The following is a 14572-nucleotide window of genomic DNA, read 5'->3' as shown; positions in this document are numbered from 1 at the left end:
AATGTACTCCTCGCCCTTGGAGGCCCTGATGTCGTCACGCCGTATCACGCCGGTCATCGCGCTCGGAGCCGTCGCGCTCCTGGCGCTCGCAGGTTGCTCGGGAGGGAACTCGGCGAACAACTCCGAGTCGTCCCAGGGCTCCGACTCCCTCGTCATCGACACCGCGTTCTCGATCGAGACGACCGACCCGGGTCACACCTACGACCCGACCGGCAACATGATCGCGAAGGCGCTGTACGAGACCCTCGTCGACTTCGAGGGCTCCGACGTCTCCACTCCGGTCCCTGGCCTGGCGTCGTGGGAGCAGAACGACGAGGCGACCGAGTTCACCTTCACGCTCGACGGCGACCGCGTGTTCTCCGACGGCTCGCCCATCGAGGCGAAGGACGTCGTGTTCTCGCTGCAGCGCATCCAGGGCATGGCAGACGCCAAGCCCAACTTCCTGCTCGGCGGCCTGACGATCGAGGAGGTCGACGACAAGACCATCCGGTTCACCTCGGAGACCCCGCTGCTGCAGCTCCCCGCGATCCTCGCGAACCCGGCGCTCGGCATCGTCAACGCCGACGTCGTCATGGAGAACGGCGGGACCACCGACGGCTCCGACAGCGCCCAGGGCTTCCTCGACGGCGAGTCCGCCGGATCCGGCCCCTTCGTGCTGGACACGCTCGACCTCAGCTCGCAGGTCATCCTCACCCGCAACGACGAGTACAACGGCGACGAGGAGTCGGCCTACAGCCGCGTCGTCGTGCGCAACGTCTCGGAGAGCGCGACCCAGCTCGCCAACCTCAAGGGCGGCGACTCGATGGTCGCGATGGACCTCAACGGCGACCAGGTCGCGGGCCTCGGCGACGACATCAGCGTCGACTCGGTCCCTTCCGGTCAGACCATCTTCCTGCTGCTCAACCAGGGCGAGGCCGGCGGTGACCTCGCGAACGTGAAGATCGCGGAGGCCATCCGCTACGCGCTCGACTACGACGCGCTGCTCGAGCTCGCGGGCGCGGGTGCCGTGCAGGCGACCGGCGTCATCCCGCCCGGGTTCGAGGGTGCCCTCGACAGCGGCGTGGAGCAGGACCTCGACAAGGCGAAGGCCGCGCTGGAGGAGGCCGGCTACACCGGTCAGACCCTCAAGCTCCAGTTCCCGAACGACTACCCGGTCGGCGGCGTGGAGTTCACGCCGCTCGCAGAGCGCATCCAGGCGCAGCTCGAGGACGCCGGCATCGCCGTCGACCTCGCTCCTGCACCGTTCGCGACCGAGCTCGACGCGTACGTCAACGGCACCGAGGGCTTCGGCCTCTGGTTCTGGGGTCCGGACTACGCCGACTCCGCGAACTTCCTGCCCTTCGCGCCCGGTCTGAAGGTCGGCCTCCGCGCCGGCTGGGCGGCCGAGGCGAACCCGGAGATCGCGGGCATCGCCGCCGGTGCGGCCGCCGCGACCGACGCCGAGCAGCGCACCGAGGCCTTCACGGAGTTCGCCGAGGCCATGCAGGCCGAGGGCCCGTTCGTGCCGCTGATCGTCCCCGGTCGCAACATCTCCTCCGCCTCCAGCGTGTCCGGCGCCGTCTACAACTCCGTGTGGGAGATGGACATCGCCGAGATCACGCCCGCCGGCTGATCGGACGACTCATGACGACAGTGGCCGTGCAGAGGCAGGCGCAGCGGCGCCGCTCGCCTCTCGTCGGGTACCTGCTGCGGCGGGCCGGGACCTCCCTGCTCCTGTTGGTGGGCGTGACCATCGTCACGTTCGCGCTCACCAACCTGGTGCCGGGAGACCCGGTCTCGGCCGCGCTCGGCGAGGGCGCGTCGCAGAACCCCGCGACGCGCGAGGCGTTCATCACGGCGAACGGTCTCGACCAGCCACTGTTCGTGCAGTACTTCATCTATATGGGGAACCTGCTCCGCGGGGACCTCGGCACGTCGCTGGTGACCGGACGCCCGGTCACCAGCGACCTCGCCACCGCCGTGCCCGCGACGATCGAGATCGCGATCAGCGCGATCATCGTCAGCCTCGCGGTCAGCATCGTGCTCGGCACGCTCGCGGCCTACCGTCGCGGACTCGTCACCGACCAGGTCATCCGCGTCGTCACGCTCGTCGGGCTCAGCGTCCCGACCTTCTGGCTCGCGCTCGTCAGCTTCTACGTGTTCTTCCTGGAGCTGCGCATCGCGCCGGGCTCCGGACGCATCTCGCCGTCGATCACCCCGCCGCCCCGTGTGACCGGGCTCTACACGGTCGACTACCTCCTCAACGGCGACGCGGTGGGCTTCTTCGACGCCCTCGCGCACCTCGCGCTGCCGGTCATGGTGCTCTCGCTCGTGACCATCGGACTGCTCACCCGCTTCATCCGCACCTCGGTGCTCGAGGTCCTCGGCAGCGACTACGTGCGCGCGGCCCGTGCCAAGGGCCTGCCGGCCATGCGCGTCATCCTCGACTACGTGCTCCGGGGTGCCTCGCTGCCGATCCTGACGGTGGTCGGCGTGGCCTTCGGAGCCCTGCTCTCCGGAACGGTGCTTGTCGAGTCGGTGTTCGCCTGGCCGGGGCTGGGCACGTACGCCTACAACTCCGCCGCCAATCTCGACCTGCCCGGCATCATGGGTGTCGGTCTTGTGGTCGGTGTCATCTACCTCCTCATCAACTTCATCGTGGACCTGCTCTACGGCGTGCTCGACCCGAGAGTGAGGATCGCATGAGCCGCATCGCCGCAGCGACCCCCGCCGGACGCTTCCGCTTCCGCTGGCCGCGCGCCTGGCGCACCCCGCTCGGCATCATCGGCACCGTCATCGCCGGTGCGTGGATCATCGTCGCCTTCACCGCGCAGTGGTGGGTGCCCTACCCGCCGAACGCGCAGGTGCTGCCCCGTCTGCAGGCGCCGGGCATCGACACGATCCTCGGCACCGACGGCAACGGCCGCGACATCTTCTCCCGATTGATGACCGGCGCGACGGTGAGTCTGCCGCTCGCGCTCATGCTCGTGATCGCCGCCCTCATCATCGGCACCCTCGTCGGCGCGGTCGCCGGGTACTTCGGGCGCGCCGTCGACGAGACGCTCATGCGCATCACGGACCTGTTCATGGCGTTCCCGACCGTGATCCTCGCGATGGTGGTCGCGGCCTCGCTCGGCCCCTCGCTGTTCAACGCCGTCATCGCCGCGATCGTGGTCTCGTGGCCGCAGTACGCCCGCGTCACCCGCAGCATCGTGCTCGGTCTCCGCGGACAGAACTACGTGATCGCGGGCCGCCTGCTCGGACACTCGCCGGTGCGCACCCTGTTCGTCGACATCCTCCCGAACATCGCCGGCCCGGTCCTGGTGCTCGCGACACTCGACATCGGCGCGGCGATCCTGCTGCTCTCCGGCCTCTCCTTCCTCGGCCTGGGGGCGCAGCCGCCGACGGCCGAGTGGGGCTCGATGATCTCCGGTGCGATGCAGAACTTCGACGCCTGGTGGCTCGGAGTCTTCCCCGGTCTCGCGATCCTCACGGTGGTGCTCGCGTTCAACTTCCTCGGAGACGCGATGCGCGACGTGCTCGACCCGACCGCCGAGATCGCCCACGAGAAGCAGGCGGAGCACACGGCTTCCGCGACGGGGGTGCCCGCATGACCGCGCACAGCACGGCGACGCTGAGCATCCGCGACCTCACGATCGACATCGGCCGTCCGCTGGTCAAGGGCGTGTCCCTGGAACTCGAACCGGGGCGCATCCACGGCCTCGCGGGGGAGTCCGGCTCCGGCAAGACGCTCACCTCCCTCGCCGTGCTCGGCCTGCTGCCGCGACAGGCGAAGACCGGCGGCTCGATCCTGCTCGCGGGGGAGGAGCTCGTCGGTCGCAACCGCCGGGGGCTCAACCGCATCCGCGGGAAGCGCATCGCGATGGTCTTCCAGGATCCGTCGGCCTCGCTGCACCCGCAGCTTCCGGTCGGTCGGCAGCTCACCGATCACATGCGCGTGCATCTCGGGCTCAAGGGCGCCGCTGCGCGCGAGCGGGCGGTGGAGCTGCTCCAGACCGTGCAGGTGCCGAATCCGGCCGAGGCGTTGAAGCGGTATCCGCACCAGTTCTCCGGCGGGCAGCGGCAGCGCATCGCGATCGCGTGCGCCCTCGCGTGCGATCCGGAGGTGCTGCTCGCGGACGAGCCGACGACCGCCCTCGACGTGACGGTGCAGGCCGGCATCCTGAAGCTGCTGCGCGACCTCGCGATCGAGCGGAACCTCGCCGTCCTGCTCGTGACCCACGACCTGGGCGTGATGAGCGCGATCGCCGACACGGTCGCCGTCATGAAGGACGGTCGCATCGTGGAGCTCGCCGACCGGGAGACGCTGTTCCGCGCCCCGCAGCACGAGTACACGCGCATGCTGCTCGCGGCCCTGCCGGGGTCGCGCATCGATGAGAGCCCGGAGGAGGCCGCGGATGAGTGAGGTCAGCGTCCTCGACGCGCGCGACGTGGTGGTGCGGTATCCGGGCACCCCGCCCGTGATCGCGGTGAACGGCGTCTCGCTGAGTGTCGCGGCGGGAGAGACGGTCGCCCTCGTGGGCGAGTCCGGCAGCGGCAAGTCGAGCCTGGCCCGCGCTGTCGTCGGCATCGAGAAGACCGCCGGCGGGACGGTGTCGTTCCGCGGAGCCCCCGTCGCGCCGCTGGGGATCCGTCGTCGTGACACGGCGCTCACGGGCATCCAGATGGTCTTCCAGGATCCGGCGACCTCGCTGAACCCGCGCCGGCGGATCGGCGACCAGATCTCCGACGGCATCGCAACCGCCCGCGCGCGCGGTGCCGCCGGCTCCACCGTGGAGGAGTGGCTGGAGCGGGTCGGACTGCCCGCTGAGGTGCGCACCCGCTTCCCGCATCAGTTCTCCGGCGGCCAGAAGCAGCGCATCGCGATCGCCCGAGCGCTCGCCGCGCGGCCCTCGCTGCTCGTCGCCGATGAGCCGATCTCCGCCCTCGACGCGTCCACCCAGACGAGTGTCGCGGGGCTCATGCGCGACCTCGTGGCCGAGTCCGGCGCCGGGATGCTCTTCATCTCCCACGATCTCGCCGTCGTGCGCCGCATCGCCGACCGCACGTTCGTGATGTTCGGCGGGAGGGTGCTCGAATCAGGGCCGACCGCTGAGCTCTGGGCGGCGCCGCGGCACCCCTACACGCAGGCGCTGCTCGCCGCGATCCCGGAGCCGGACGGCACCGGCCGCATCCCCGATGCCCCCTCCGCCGACGACCGCGCGGTCTGGGCCGAGGTGCCTCCCCTCGCCTACTGAGGCCGGGCACGGCGGGGCGGACCCGATGCTCCGTCAGGGAGATTCGTCGGAGATGCGCTGAGCCCGATCGAGGTCTTCGGCCCGGAGGAGCTTCGACGCCTGAAGGATCTCGACTCCGAGAAGGTGCCCGTCGGCGTCGAAATCGAGGATGATCTCCCCGGCGCCGTGCGGGTTGCGTATCTCCGGTACCTGCGCGGCGGATTCGCCCGCGTGGAGCTCACGTCCGACCGGGAGGTACGCAGCATCCGCTTCGGGGTCATATCTGAGGTGCATCAACGGCCTCCGCTCGTTCCTCCGCCACCGGTCCTGGTGACGGCGAAGGGCCGGAGCATGCACCCCGGCCCTTCGCGTGTCTCGTGCGATCAGAGCGGCGCGACGATGTCCTGCTTCACGTCCCACTCGGTGATCTCGAGCGCGACGTCGACCGACTGCCCCTGGACGGTCGCGGAGCTGGTCGAGGCGAGGTTGACGTAGTCCTCGGTGACCTCGAACACGACCTCGACGGGCGTGCCCGCCTGCTCGACGGTGCCGCTGACGAGGTAGACCTTCTGGCCGAGGCGCTCGCCGGTGCCGGTCACGGTGAAGTCACCCGTGATGGCCTTCGCCGTCTCGGCGGGGTCCATCGCGGTGACGTCCTTCGCGGTGGTGCTGAGGCCCGCGATGATCGGGTCGCTCGACGACGGGTCGGCGGTCTGCCAGTCGCTCGACGGCGACTTCACCCAGACGTCGTCGCCGATCGCGACGATCGAGCCCATCGGGGAGAGCGACTCCAGCGCCTTCTCGGACGGGTTGAAGCGCGTGGTGGACTCCATGCCCATCACGACGGTCTTGGCGGCGTAGCCGGCAGTGTCGGTCATGGCCTCGGCGATGCAGGCGCCGAGGGCAGAGCCGTCGACGGTGGCGCCGTCGGCGAGCTCGGGGCAGTCGGTGGACGGCGCTTCGGCCTCCTGCGACGCGGCCCCGCTCGGCTTCGACTCGGCCGGCTTGTCCGACGCTCCCGCCGAGCATCCGGTGAGCATGACGGCGGCGGCGAGCACGACGCCGACCCCCCACTTGTTGACGCGCATGGCGCCCCCCTCCAGGTCATGTGCCGATGACCGTCACCAGGCACGCCCTCCAGCATGCCAAGGACCGAGCGGATGTGCGGGAGGCGGTTCCGAGGAAACTCCGCTAGACTGTCGAGGTTGTCTGCCTTGCGGCGTCCATTCGGGATTCCACGGGCGGGCACGTGCACACACCCTCCTGCTCCCGGGAAAGCCCCGAGAGCCGTTCTAGTCCGAAGGAGGTGGGTAAGTGACGCACCAGTACGAACTCATGGTCATTCTGACCCCCGAGATCGACGAGCGCCAGGTCGCCCCGACGCTCGACAAGTTCCTGAAGGTCATCACCAACGATGGTGGCTCTATCGAGAACGTCGACATCTGGGGCAAGCGCCGTCTCGCCTACGAGATCCAGAAGAAGACCGAGGGCATCTACGCCGTCGTCAACTTCACCGCGACCAGCGCCGCCACGCAGGAGCTCGACCGTCAGCTCAAGCTGAACGAGCAGATCATGCGCACCAAGGTGCTCCGCGCTGAAGAGGCTCAGGCGATGATCGCTTCCGAGGCCAAGCGCTCCGAAGAGAAGGCTGCCCGCAAGGCCGCCAAGGCTGCGAAGGCCTAAGTCTCATGGCCGGCGAAACCGTCATCACCGTGGTGGGCAACCTCACCGCCGACCCCGAGCTGCGCTACACGCAGAACGGGCTGCCGGTGGCGAACTTCACCATCGCATCGACGCCTCGCAACTTCGACCGTGCCGCGAACGAGTGGAAGGACGGCGAAGCGCTGTTCCTCCGCGCCTCGGTGTGGCGTGAGTTCGCCGAGCACGTGGCGGGCTCGCTCACCAAGGGCATGCGCGTGATCGCGCAGGGTCGTCTGCGCCAGCGTTCCTACCAGGACCGCGAGGGCAACCAGCGCACCGCGATCGAGCTGGAGGTCGACGAGATCGGCCCCTCGCTGCGGTACGCGACCGCGCAGGTCACCCGTGCGGCCTCGGGCGGTGGCGGCGGGGGACAGTCCCGTCCCGCGCAGCAGCAGCAGGTGTCGGAGGAGCCGTGGTCCACACCCGGCTCGTCGACCAGCGCCGACGCCTGGAGCACTCCGGGCAGCTTCGGCGACGACACCCCCTTCTGAAAACACTTCTTCACGGGTGGGTCCCTGAGCTTGTCGAGGGGCCGCACCCCGCTCATCACTAAGGAAAAACTATGGCTGGAAAGTCGAGCGGCGACCGCCGCAAGCCGCGGAAGGGTGGCAAGCCCACCGCTCCCGCGAAGTCCATCCGGGTCGGTGTCATCGATTACAAGGATGTCGCCACCCTTCGCAAGTTCGTCTCGGAGCGCGGCAAGATCCGCGCCCGTCGTATCACCGGTGTCTCGGTGCAGGAGCAGCGTCTGATCGCCACGGCGATCAAGAACGCGCGCGAAATGGCGCTCCTGCCCTACGCTGGCGCCGGCCGGTAAGGGGTATCGAGATGGCAAAGCTGATTCTCACGAACGAGGTCGCCGGGCTCGGTAGCGCCGGTGACGTGGTCGAGGTCAAGAACGGGTACGCCCGCAACTTCCTCATCCCGCAGGGCTTCGCTACGGCGTGGACCCGCGGTGGCGAAAAGCAGGTCGCATCGATCCAGGCCGCGCGTCAGGCACGCGCGATCCACGACCGCGACGAGGCTGTGGCCCTGAAGAACACCCTCGAGGGCACCAAGGTGCGCCTCGCGGTGAAGGCCGGCAAGGAAGGCCGTCTGTTCGGCTCGGTGAAGACCGCCGACGTCGCAGAGGCCGTCACGGCTGCGGGCCTCGGCTCGATCGACAAGCGCAAGGTGCACATCACCTCGCCCATCAAGGCGACCGGTGAGCACGAGGCGACCGTGCGTCTGCACGAGGACGTCACTGCCGTCATCACGCTGCAGGTCGTCGCCGCCAAGTAAGGCATCCGACGGGCCCTGCCTGTCGAACAGAACGCCCCCTGTCCTCCGGGACAGGGGGCGTTTCTGCGTCCGGACGCGGGTCAGGCGGCAGGGGTGCTGCCTGATTCCATCGTCTGGTCGATGAGGTGATGCCTCCGTCGACGCTGCGCGACGAGCGCCCACGCCAACGCCACGATGCCGAGGCCGAACACCGCACCGCCGACGAGGAGCGGGACGTTCAGCGGCTCCTCGCCACGGGCAGCGGCGGCGAGGGTGCACCCGGGAGCGTCCGCGTCGAACACCGAACCGGCCGCGATGCAGTCGTTCAGCACGGTGACCTGACGGGCATAGGCCTGATCGGTGTGGACGCTGATCTTCCCGTCCGCCCCCACCTCGCACGGGTTGTCCTCCGTGCACTTCTCCCCGTCGGTGTTGCTCGAACTGTTCACCCCGACGATGGTCTTCCCGTCGGGGGCGACGAGGGCTGCCCCGGAGGTGCCGTGGTAGGTCTCGCAGTCCTCGTCCTTCGCCAGTCGCAGCGAGTCGTAGAGCTCATACTCGCCTTCGCGCAGGGTGGGGACGACCGTCTCGACGGTGCAGGTGAAGCCCTCATCCGCCTGCAGGGTGACCACGTCTCCGATCTTCGGCGGCGCGGCGGCGATGTCCAGGAGGGTGACGCCCTGCGATTCGAGGTCGGCGTAGGAGGCGTCGAGCCGATAGAGCGCGAGATCGGTGCCGGTCATGGTGGCGAACAGCAGCCGCTCGGTCCTCGACGTGGTCAGGAGGTACCCCTTCTCGTCCTTGAACGGGACCGAGGAGTCCGATGGTCGGTCGAGCTCGAATGCTCCAGGCTGCGGGATGTCTCCAGACGGATCCACGGCCGGGGTGCAGTGCCCGTTGGTGAGGAGGAGGGCATGGTCCTCGTCCGTCGACGCCGCGGCTCTGACGATGGAGGACGCGCAGGGCCCGACGCCCGGGTAGCCGGCGAGGGGGTCATGGGGCACGACGTCATCGGGAATCGACTCGTACGTCGACATGACGGTCCGGATCCAGTCGGCGTGCGCGGTCACGTCGGTGAAGAGGCCGCTGACCTCCGGGTTCTGGTCCTCGCTGCCGGTGAGTATGCCGGCGAGGGCCCACCCTCCGTTCACACGGACGAGCAGCGGCCCCCCGGAGTCTGCGTTTCCGGTCTTGCCGTCGCCGTCGCCGGCGCACATCTCGCTGACTCGTTCGATGGTGGGGCAGTCGGCGTTGTCGAGGACTCGCGCGTCGAACTCCTTCAGCATCGTCGGATAGTGGGATTGTTCGCCCGGACTCGCGTCATTACCCCAACCGAGAAAACGCACCGCCGTGCCGACCTTCGGCCGCGCCGACGCGAGAGGGATCGGCGTCTGCGACACCGGCTCGTCGAAGCGCAACAGCATGAGGTCTTCACCGAACACGGGCTCGGTACCCTCGGGGAGGCGGAAGAACCGGCTCACCGTGGCGACCTCACCGCCTTCCGTCACGTCGGCGGAACCGAATTGGACCGTCCATCCCTTCGGCGTTCCCGTGCTGACGAGGTTGTTCTTGCGGCAGTGCGCGGCGGTGAGGCCCCAGTTCGCGTCGATCAGGGTGACGCCGCAGCCGTTGCCTCCCGGCCCCGGCGTCTTCGGGTAGCCGGGCTTGTAGGCGCCCATGAAGGGGTAGGACTCCGTCGCGTCGCTGCCGTCGCTGATCGCGAGCGCGGGCGTCGTGCCCGCGAGGACCAGGAGCGAGGCGAGCACGGCGGCGACGAGGTATCTGATGCGTGTCATGCGAAGGACCGTACGGACGGGGATGTTGCAGGACTGTCGCCGGATTCGCATACGCTCTCGCAACATCCGGTGGGGTGGGCTGGTGTCATGACCGCAGCGACGACATCGCGCGCGCCCTGGGGCGATGCCGCGAAGGGGCTGCTGATCGTCCTCGTGGTGTTCTGGCACGTCGTGCTGAAGACCTACCTGCAGGTCGACTGGCGGCTCGGCATCCCCCTTCCCGGAGCCTGGGGTCTCGCGAGCGACCTCATCTGGCCGTTCCTCATGCCGCTGTTCCTGTTCCTGTCCGGATACTTCGCCTCCGCAGCGTTGGCTCGACCGTGGGCGGCCGTGCTCCGTCCGCGCGTGGGCCGCTTCCTCTACCTCTATCTCCTCTGGAGCCTCATCCATGCCGCCGCGATGTGGGCGTTCCCCGACTTCCCGACGTTCGTACCGAGGAGTGTCTCCGCGTTCGTGGAGGGGGTGACGATCAGCCCGCCGAACACCTGGTACCTCTACGCCCTCGCGCTGTACTTCGTCGTCGCGAAGGGATTGCAGCGACTGCCGCGCGGCGTCCTGCTGGCGGGTTCCGGAGTCCTCTCGGTGGCGGTGGCCGCCGGGCTGGTCGATGTGGTGAGCAACCGCGGATCGCTCCTCTACAACCTCTTCTTCTTCCTCGGAGGTGCGTACCTCGCACCGCGCATCCGTCGCTTCACCGCTCGTCCGCGACCAGCACTCGCCGGGGCCCTGATCCTCGGGTACCTCGCCGCCTACGCCGTCATGCGCGTGACGGGTACGGAGACCGTTCCCGGGGTGTGGCCGGCGGTGTCCGTCCTCGGGGTGGCGATGGGACTCGCGGTCGCCCCGATCCTCGCGGGCCTCCCTCTGGTCGGGCGGGGCCTGCAGGCGCTCGGCGTCCGGACCCTGCCGATCTACCTCCTGCACATGCCGCTGCTCGCGCTCGCCGACGCCGCGCTCGGGGGAGTGCTGTCCGAGGCGGGGCAGGCGGTGCAGCTGATCGCGGCCGTCCTGCTCCCGGTCGTGCTGACGGCGGCTCTCGTCGCCGCGTGCATCGGCCTCGATCGCCCCACCGCTCGCGATGGACTCGCCTGGCTGTGGGATCTGCCTCGTCGGCGGGCCGCGGTCGACGGCGCGCCTCGCAGAGTCCCCTGGCGGACCCCGGTCGCGATGCTGGCACTGCTGGGGGTCGGCCTCGCCGTCAGCGCGGCAGCGGCGATTCCCGCCCGGCCGGCCGCGACCGCCGACCGCGCCGCCACCAACGAGGGCGAGGTCAGCATCGGCGCCGTCGGCGACATCCTGCTGTACGACGCGTCGCGCGGGATCCCGGTGGATCGCGGACGATCGACCTTCGACGCCGTGCGCCCGTGGTTCACCGAAGACATCGTCACCGGCAACCTCGAGCAGGTGATCGCGGCCGACACCGGCGTCGACAAGTGCGGCGGGAGCGACCACTGCCTCGCGTTCCGCAGCGAGCCGGATGCCGCTGCGGCGCTGCGCGGCTTCGACGTGCTCAATCAGGCGAACAACCACAGTCACGACTTCGGCCGGGAGGGCGTCGACGAGACGAGGGCCGTTCTGCGCGCGGAGGGCATGGACGCCGTCGGGGACCGGAACGAGGTCGTCGTGACGAGGGTGGGGGAGACCACCGTGGCCCTGGTCGGCTTCGCGCCGTACAGGGGATTCAACCGGGTCACCGACCTCCGTCACGTCGGTCAGGTGGTGCGCGCGGCGGCGGAGCAGGCCGATCTCGTCGTCGTCCACGCGCACATGGGCGCCGAGGGACCGGAGGCGGACGCGGTCACCGGGGGGACCGAGCTCAGCTTCGGGGAGAACCGGGGCGATCCGCAGGCGTTCGCGCACGCGGCCGTCGACGCCGGGGCCGATCTGGTGGTCGGGCACGGTCCGCACGTCGTCCGGGGTGCGGAGTTCTACCGTGGCCGGCTCATCGCGTACAGCCTGGGCAACTTCGCGGGAGGGGGCGTCTTCGGGGCCGAGGAGGAGACGCGCTTCGGCGCCTACCTGTCGGTCCGTCTCCGCGCAGACGGAACGTATCTCGGCGGACAGGTCCGCTCGATCGTCTTGGAGGCCGACGGCGGTGCCCCGGCGCCCGATCCGACCGGTCGGGCCGGCGCCCTGATGGACGAGCGCGGCCGACGGGACTTCCCGGGCAGTGCCGCCGTCGTCGACGCCGACGGGTCGATCGCCCCGCCGTGAGGATAGGCTGCTGGCCATGACGGACGACGTTCGCAATGTGCGCGAGGCCCTTTCCACCATCCACGAGCACTGGCAGCCGCACCGGCTGACGAGCGTCAACGACTACGACGTCAAGGTCGTGAAGCTGCAGGGCGAGTTCGTCTGGCACACGCATCCCGAGACCGACGAGCTGTTCTTCGTGGTGAGCGGACGCCTGACGATCCAGCTCCGCGACCGCGACGTCGTCCTGAACCCGAACGACGTGTTCGTCGTTCCTCGGGGGGTCGAGCACTGCCCGAAAGCCGAGGAAGAGGTGCAGGCGATCCTCTTCGAGCCGAAGGGCACGGTCAACACCGGAGACGCAGGCGGCGACATGACGGCGGAGCTCCAGGAGCTCGGCTAAGCCCCACATCCCGTGCGTCCGCAGAACGGGCGCACGGATGCCCCGCGGTGGGGGGACCACGGGGCATCCGCCGTTTGCGCGGCGGTCACGCTCGGCAGAGGAAGCGCAGCGAGGGCTGCACCGCACGTGCGGACGCTGCCGCGCACCGGCGGGGGCGAGTCTCCTCCCCCGAGGACATCGCCACCGCCGGGGCTCAGCGCCTACGCCGTGCGACGGCGCAGCAGGCCCGCACCTCCCAGCAGCAGGAGAGCGGCGAGGGCCCACAGCCACGGGGCCGAGGCACCACCGGTCATCGCGAGGCCGGTGGCCTCACCCGTCGCGGCGGCACCCGCAGCCCACGGCATGCTGGTCATGCCGGCTCCAGTGCTCGGCGTCGTTCCCGGGTTCGCTCCGGGGTCGGTTCCGGGGTTGGTGCCGGGGTCCGTGCCCGGGTCGGTTCCGGGGTTCGTGCCCGGGTCGGTGCCCGGGTCCGTTCCGGGATCAGTGCCCGGGTCCGTGCCCGGGTCCGTGCCGGGGTTCGTGCCGGGATCGGTCACCGTGCTCTCGCCGACGACGGAGATCGCGTTCCCGCCGATCGTGATGGGAAGCGTCACCGGGAGCTCCAGCTGAGTCCCGCCGAGGACGCTGTCGTCACCGCCGGTGGTGCTGCCTCCGGTCGCGGGTGCGGTCGGGGCCGTGGCGCCGCCGGTGGTGCCGGTGACGGTGGCGTCGTCGGTGATGGAGATGGCGTTGCCGGTGACGCCGACGGGGGCGGTCACGGGCGCGACCACCTGGGTGCCGCCGAGGATGCTGTCGTCACCGCCGGTGGTGCTGCCTCCGGTCGCGGGTGCGGTCGGGGCCGTGGCGCCGCCGGTGGTGCCGGTGGCCTCGCTGTCACCGAGGAGCGAGATGGCGTTGCCGCCGACGGTGACGGGGGCCGTCACCGGGGCGACGACCTGGGTGCCGCTCGCGGTGCCGTCCTCGCCCGAGGTGCTCGACCCGGCCGCGGGCGCAGCCGGTGCCGGGCTGGTGCCGCCGGAGGTGCCGGTGGCCTCGCTGTCGCCGAGGAGCGAGATGGCGTTGCCGCCGACGGTGACAGGCGCCGTCACGGGTGCCACGGCCTGCGTGCCCCCGAGGATGCTGTCGTCACCGCCGGTGGTGCTCGACCCGGCCGCGGGTGCGGTCGGGGCCGCGGTGCCGCCGGAGGTGCCGGAGGCCTCGCTGTCGCCGAGGAGCGAGATGGCATTGCCGCTCACCGTGACCGGGGCCGTCACCGGCGCGACGACCTGGGTGCCGCTTGCGGTGCCGTCCTCGCCCGACGTGCTCGACCCGGTCGCCGGGGCAGGCGCCGGTGCTGCGGCGCTCTCTCCCTCAGCGGCCGACTCGGAGTCACCGAGCAGCGAGATGGCGTTATCGGCCACGGTCACCGGGGCGTTGACCGCCACGAGAGCCTGGGTGCCCGAGAGCACACCATCCAGGCCGTCCGTGTCGAGGGAAAGCACCCCGGCCGCGTCAGGGGCCTGGGGAGCCGCGCTCTGGGGAGGAGCGGCGGCCGGGGTGCTGGTCGTGGAGTCTTCGGTGAGACTGATGGCGTTGTCCGTCACCGTGACGGGAAGGTTCACGGTCACCACGGCTTGGGTGCCGGATGCGGTGCCCTCCTCGCCGCTCGTCTGCGGAGCGGGGGCGGACGCCGGTGCGGGAGCCGGAGCAGGGGCGGGAGCCGGGGCCGGAGCCGGCGCGGTGGATGCCGCGTCGCCGAGCACGGAGATCGCGTTGTCGACGACCGTGATCGGGGCGGTGATGGGCGCTACCGCCTGGGTGCCGGAGAGCAAGCCGTCGTCTCCGGATGTCTCGGCCGCATTGGCGGCCGTCGCGCCGAGCAGGGTGATCCCGCCGGCGATGAGCGTGCCCCAGAGGACTCGCTTCGCGTAGGTACGCATGATTGTTCTCCTGACGTGACTGGTCTGTCTGATGGGATGCGCGCGAGGAAGTGCGCGCGCAGCACGGCATCTGTCATCCCGGTG

The 14572-nt window shown here is 70.2% G+C and carries 15 protein-coding genes; 11 read left to right on the top strand and 4 right to left on the bottom strand.

Annotated elements, in window-relative coordinates; translation table 11 throughout:
- The first annotated feature begins 28 nt into the window (after window positions 1-28).
- From MICNX66_RS16370 to MICNX66_RS16350, 5 genes are read left to right on the top strand one after another with little or no spacing between them, the layout of a single operon-like run.
- Entirely contained in the window at window positions 29-1612 is a 1584-nt protein-coding gene (locus MICNX66_RS16370) for an ABC transporter substrate-binding protein (RefSeq protein WP_187662751.1), read from the top strand.
- 11 nt (window positions 1613-1623) lie between these two features.
- Window positions 1624-2685, top strand: coding sequence for an ABC transporter permease (locus MICNX66_RS16365; RefSeq protein ID WP_187662750.1), 1062 nt, complete (start codon window positions 1624-1626; stop codon window positions 2683-2685).
- Window positions 2682-3593 (top strand): ABC transporter permease, encoded by a 912-nt coding sequence (locus MICNX66_RS16360; protein WP_187662749.1) that lies wholly within the window; start codon window positions 2682-2684, stop codon window positions 3591-3593. Before MICNX66_RS16365 ends, MICNX66_RS16360 begins: the two co-directional genes overlap by 4 nt.
- Window positions 3590-4405 carry an ABC transporter ATP-binding protein gene (locus MICNX66_RS16355; protein ID WP_187662748.1) on the top strand — a complete coding sequence of 272 codons (816 nt, stop codon included), beginning with the start codon at window positions 3590-3592 and terminating at the stop codon, window positions 4403-4405. The genes MICNX66_RS16360 and MICNX66_RS16355 overlap by 4 nt, the downstream gene beginning before the upstream one ends.
- Complete coding sequence (locus MICNX66_RS16350; RefSeq protein ID WP_187662747.1) at window positions 4398-5237, top strand: ABC transporter ATP-binding protein; 840 nt, start codon at window positions 4398-4400, stop codon at window positions 5235-5237. The genes MICNX66_RS16355 and MICNX66_RS16350 overlap by 8 nt, the downstream gene beginning before the upstream one ends.
- Before the next feature lie 33 nt (window positions 5238-5270).
- Here MICNX66_RS16350 and MICNX66_RS16345 read toward each other — a convergent pair whose 3' ends face one another.
- The gene (locus MICNX66_RS16345) at window positions 5271-5510 is read right to left on the bottom strand and encodes a DUF2283 domain-containing protein (protein ID WP_187662746.1); all 240 of its coding nucleotides are present in this window, start codon (window positions 5508-5510) and stop codon (window positions 5271-5273) included.
- A gap of 89 nt (window positions 5511-5599) precedes the next feature.
- Entirely contained in the window at window positions 5600-6304 is a 705-nt protein-coding gene (locus MICNX66_RS16340; protein WP_187662745.1) for a hypothetical protein, read from the bottom strand.
- Between the two features lie 226 nt (window positions 6305-6530).
- Between MICNX66_RS16340 and rpsF the strand changes: the two genes are divergently transcribed.
- From rpsF to rplI, 4 genes are all read left to right on the top strand, one after another.
- Window positions 6531-6899 carry a 30S ribosomal protein S6 gene (gene rpsF / locus MICNX66_RS16335; RefSeq protein WP_021201450.1) on the top strand — a complete coding sequence of 123 codons (369 nt, stop codon included), beginning with the start codon at window positions 6531-6533 and terminating at the stop codon, window positions 6897-6899.
- A 5-nt stretch (window positions 6900-6904) separates the two neighbouring features.
- Entirely contained in the window at window positions 6905-7408 is a 504-nt protein-coding gene (locus MICNX66_RS16330; protein WP_025102815.1) for a single-stranded DNA-binding protein, read from the top strand.
- Window positions 7409-7479: 71 nt separating this feature from the next.
- On the top strand, window positions 7480-7734 hold the full coding sequence (gene rpsR / locus MICNX66_RS16325) for a 30S ribosomal protein S18 (RefSeq protein WP_017829850.1): 255 nt from the start codon (window positions 7480-7482) through the stop codon (window positions 7732-7734).
- Window positions 7735-7745: 11 nt separating this feature from the next.
- The gene (gene rplI / locus MICNX66_RS16320; protein ID WP_187662744.1) at window positions 7746-8198 is read left to right on the top strand and encodes a 50S ribosomal protein L9; all 453 of its coding nucleotides are present in this window, start codon (window positions 7746-7748) and stop codon (window positions 8196-8198) included.
- Between the two features lie 80 nt (window positions 8199-8278).
- Here rplI and MICNX66_RS16315 read toward each other — a convergent pair whose 3' ends face one another.
- A complete protein-coding gene (locus MICNX66_RS16315; protein ID WP_187662743.1) occupies window positions 8279-9973 on the bottom strand; it encodes a trypsin-like serine protease in 1695 nt (564 codons plus the stop codon).
- An 87-nt stretch (window positions 9974-10060) separates the two neighbouring features.
- Between MICNX66_RS16315 and MICNX66_RS16310 the strand changes: the two genes are divergently transcribed.
- Window positions 10061-12187 carry a CapA family protein gene (locus tag MICNX66_RS16310; RefSeq protein WP_187662742.1) on the top strand — a complete coding sequence of 709 codons (2127 nt, stop codon included), beginning with the start codon at window positions 10061-10063 and terminating at the stop codon, window positions 12185-12187.
- A 16-nt stretch (window positions 12188-12203) separates the two neighbouring features.
- Entirely contained in the window at window positions 12204-12569 is a 366-nt protein-coding gene (locus MICNX66_RS16305) for a cupin domain-containing protein (RefSeq protein WP_187662741.1), read from the top strand.
- A gap of 200 nt (window positions 12570-12769) precedes the next feature.
- Here the strand turns inward: MICNX66_RS16305 and MICNX66_RS16300 are convergent, their stop codons facing one another.
- Complete coding sequence (locus tag MICNX66_RS16300) at window positions 12770-14488, bottom strand: hypothetical protein (RefSeq protein ID WP_232089131.1); 1719 nt, start codon at window positions 14486-14488, stop codon at window positions 12770-12772.
- Window positions 14489-14572: the final 84 nt, after the last annotated feature.

It is taken from the genome of Microbacterium sp. Nx66 (assembly GCF_904066215.1).
Lineage (GTDB): Bacteria > Actinomycetota > Actinomycetes > Actinomycetales > Microbacteriaceae > Microbacterium > Microbacterium meiriae.
The sequence above is the reverse complement of the archived record's forward strand: the minus strand, read 5'-3'. Positions and strand labels throughout refer to the sequence as shown.

Coding starts and splice junctions, on each gene's coding strand:
- MICNX66_RS16370 (WP_187662751.1), top strand. CDS start 29: ATGTCGTCACGCCGTATCACGCCGGTCATCGCGCTCGGAGCCGTCGCG.
- MICNX66_RS16365 (WP_187662750.1), top strand. CDS start 1,624: ATGACGACAGTGGCCGTGCAGAGGCAGGCGCAGCGGCGCCGCTCGCCT.
- MICNX66_RS16360 (WP_187662749.1), top strand. CDS start 2,682: ATGAGCCGCATCGCCGCAGCGACCCCCGCCGGACGCTTCCGCTTCCGC.
- MICNX66_RS16355 (WP_187662748.1), top strand. CDS start 3,590: ATGACCGCGCACAGCACGGCGACGCTGAGCATCCGCGACCTCACGATC.
- MICNX66_RS16350 (WP_187662747.1), top strand. CDS start 4,398: ATGAGTGAGGTCAGCGTCCTCGACGCGCGCGACGTGGTGGTGCGGTAT.
- MICNX66_RS16345 (WP_187662746.1), bottom strand. CDS start 5,510: ATGCACCTCAGATATGACCCCGAAGCGGATGCTGCGTACCTCCCGGTC.
- MICNX66_RS16340 (WP_187662745.1), bottom strand. CDS start 6,304: ATGCGCGTCAACAAGTGGGGGGTCGGCGTCGTGCTCGCCGCCGCCGTC.
- MICNX66_RS16330 (WP_025102815.1), top strand. CDS start 6,905: ATGGCCGGCGAAACCGTCATCACCGTGGTGGGCAACCTCACCGCCGAC.
- rpsR (WP_017829850.1), top strand. CDS start 7,480: ATGGCTGGAAAGTCGAGCGGCGACCGCCGCAAGCCGCGGAAGGGTGGC.
- rplI (WP_187662744.1), top strand. CDS start 7,746: ATGGCAAAGCTGATTCTCACGAACGAGGTCGCCGGGCTCGGTAGCGCC.
- MICNX66_RS16315 (WP_187662743.1), bottom strand. CDS start 9,973: ATGACACGCATCAGATACCTCGTCGCCGCCGTGCTCGCCTCGCTCCTG.
- MICNX66_RS16310 (WP_187662742.1), top strand. CDS start 10,061: ATGACCGCAGCGACGACATCGCGCGCGCCCTGGGGCGATGCCGCGAAG.
- MICNX66_RS16305 (WP_187662741.1), top strand. CDS start 12,204: ATGACGGACGACGTTCGCAATGTGCGCGAGGCCCTTTCCACCATCCAC.
- MICNX66_RS16300 (WP_232089131.1), bottom strand. CDS start 14,488: ATGCGTACCTACGCGAAGCGAGTCCTCTGGGGCACGCTCATCGCCGGC.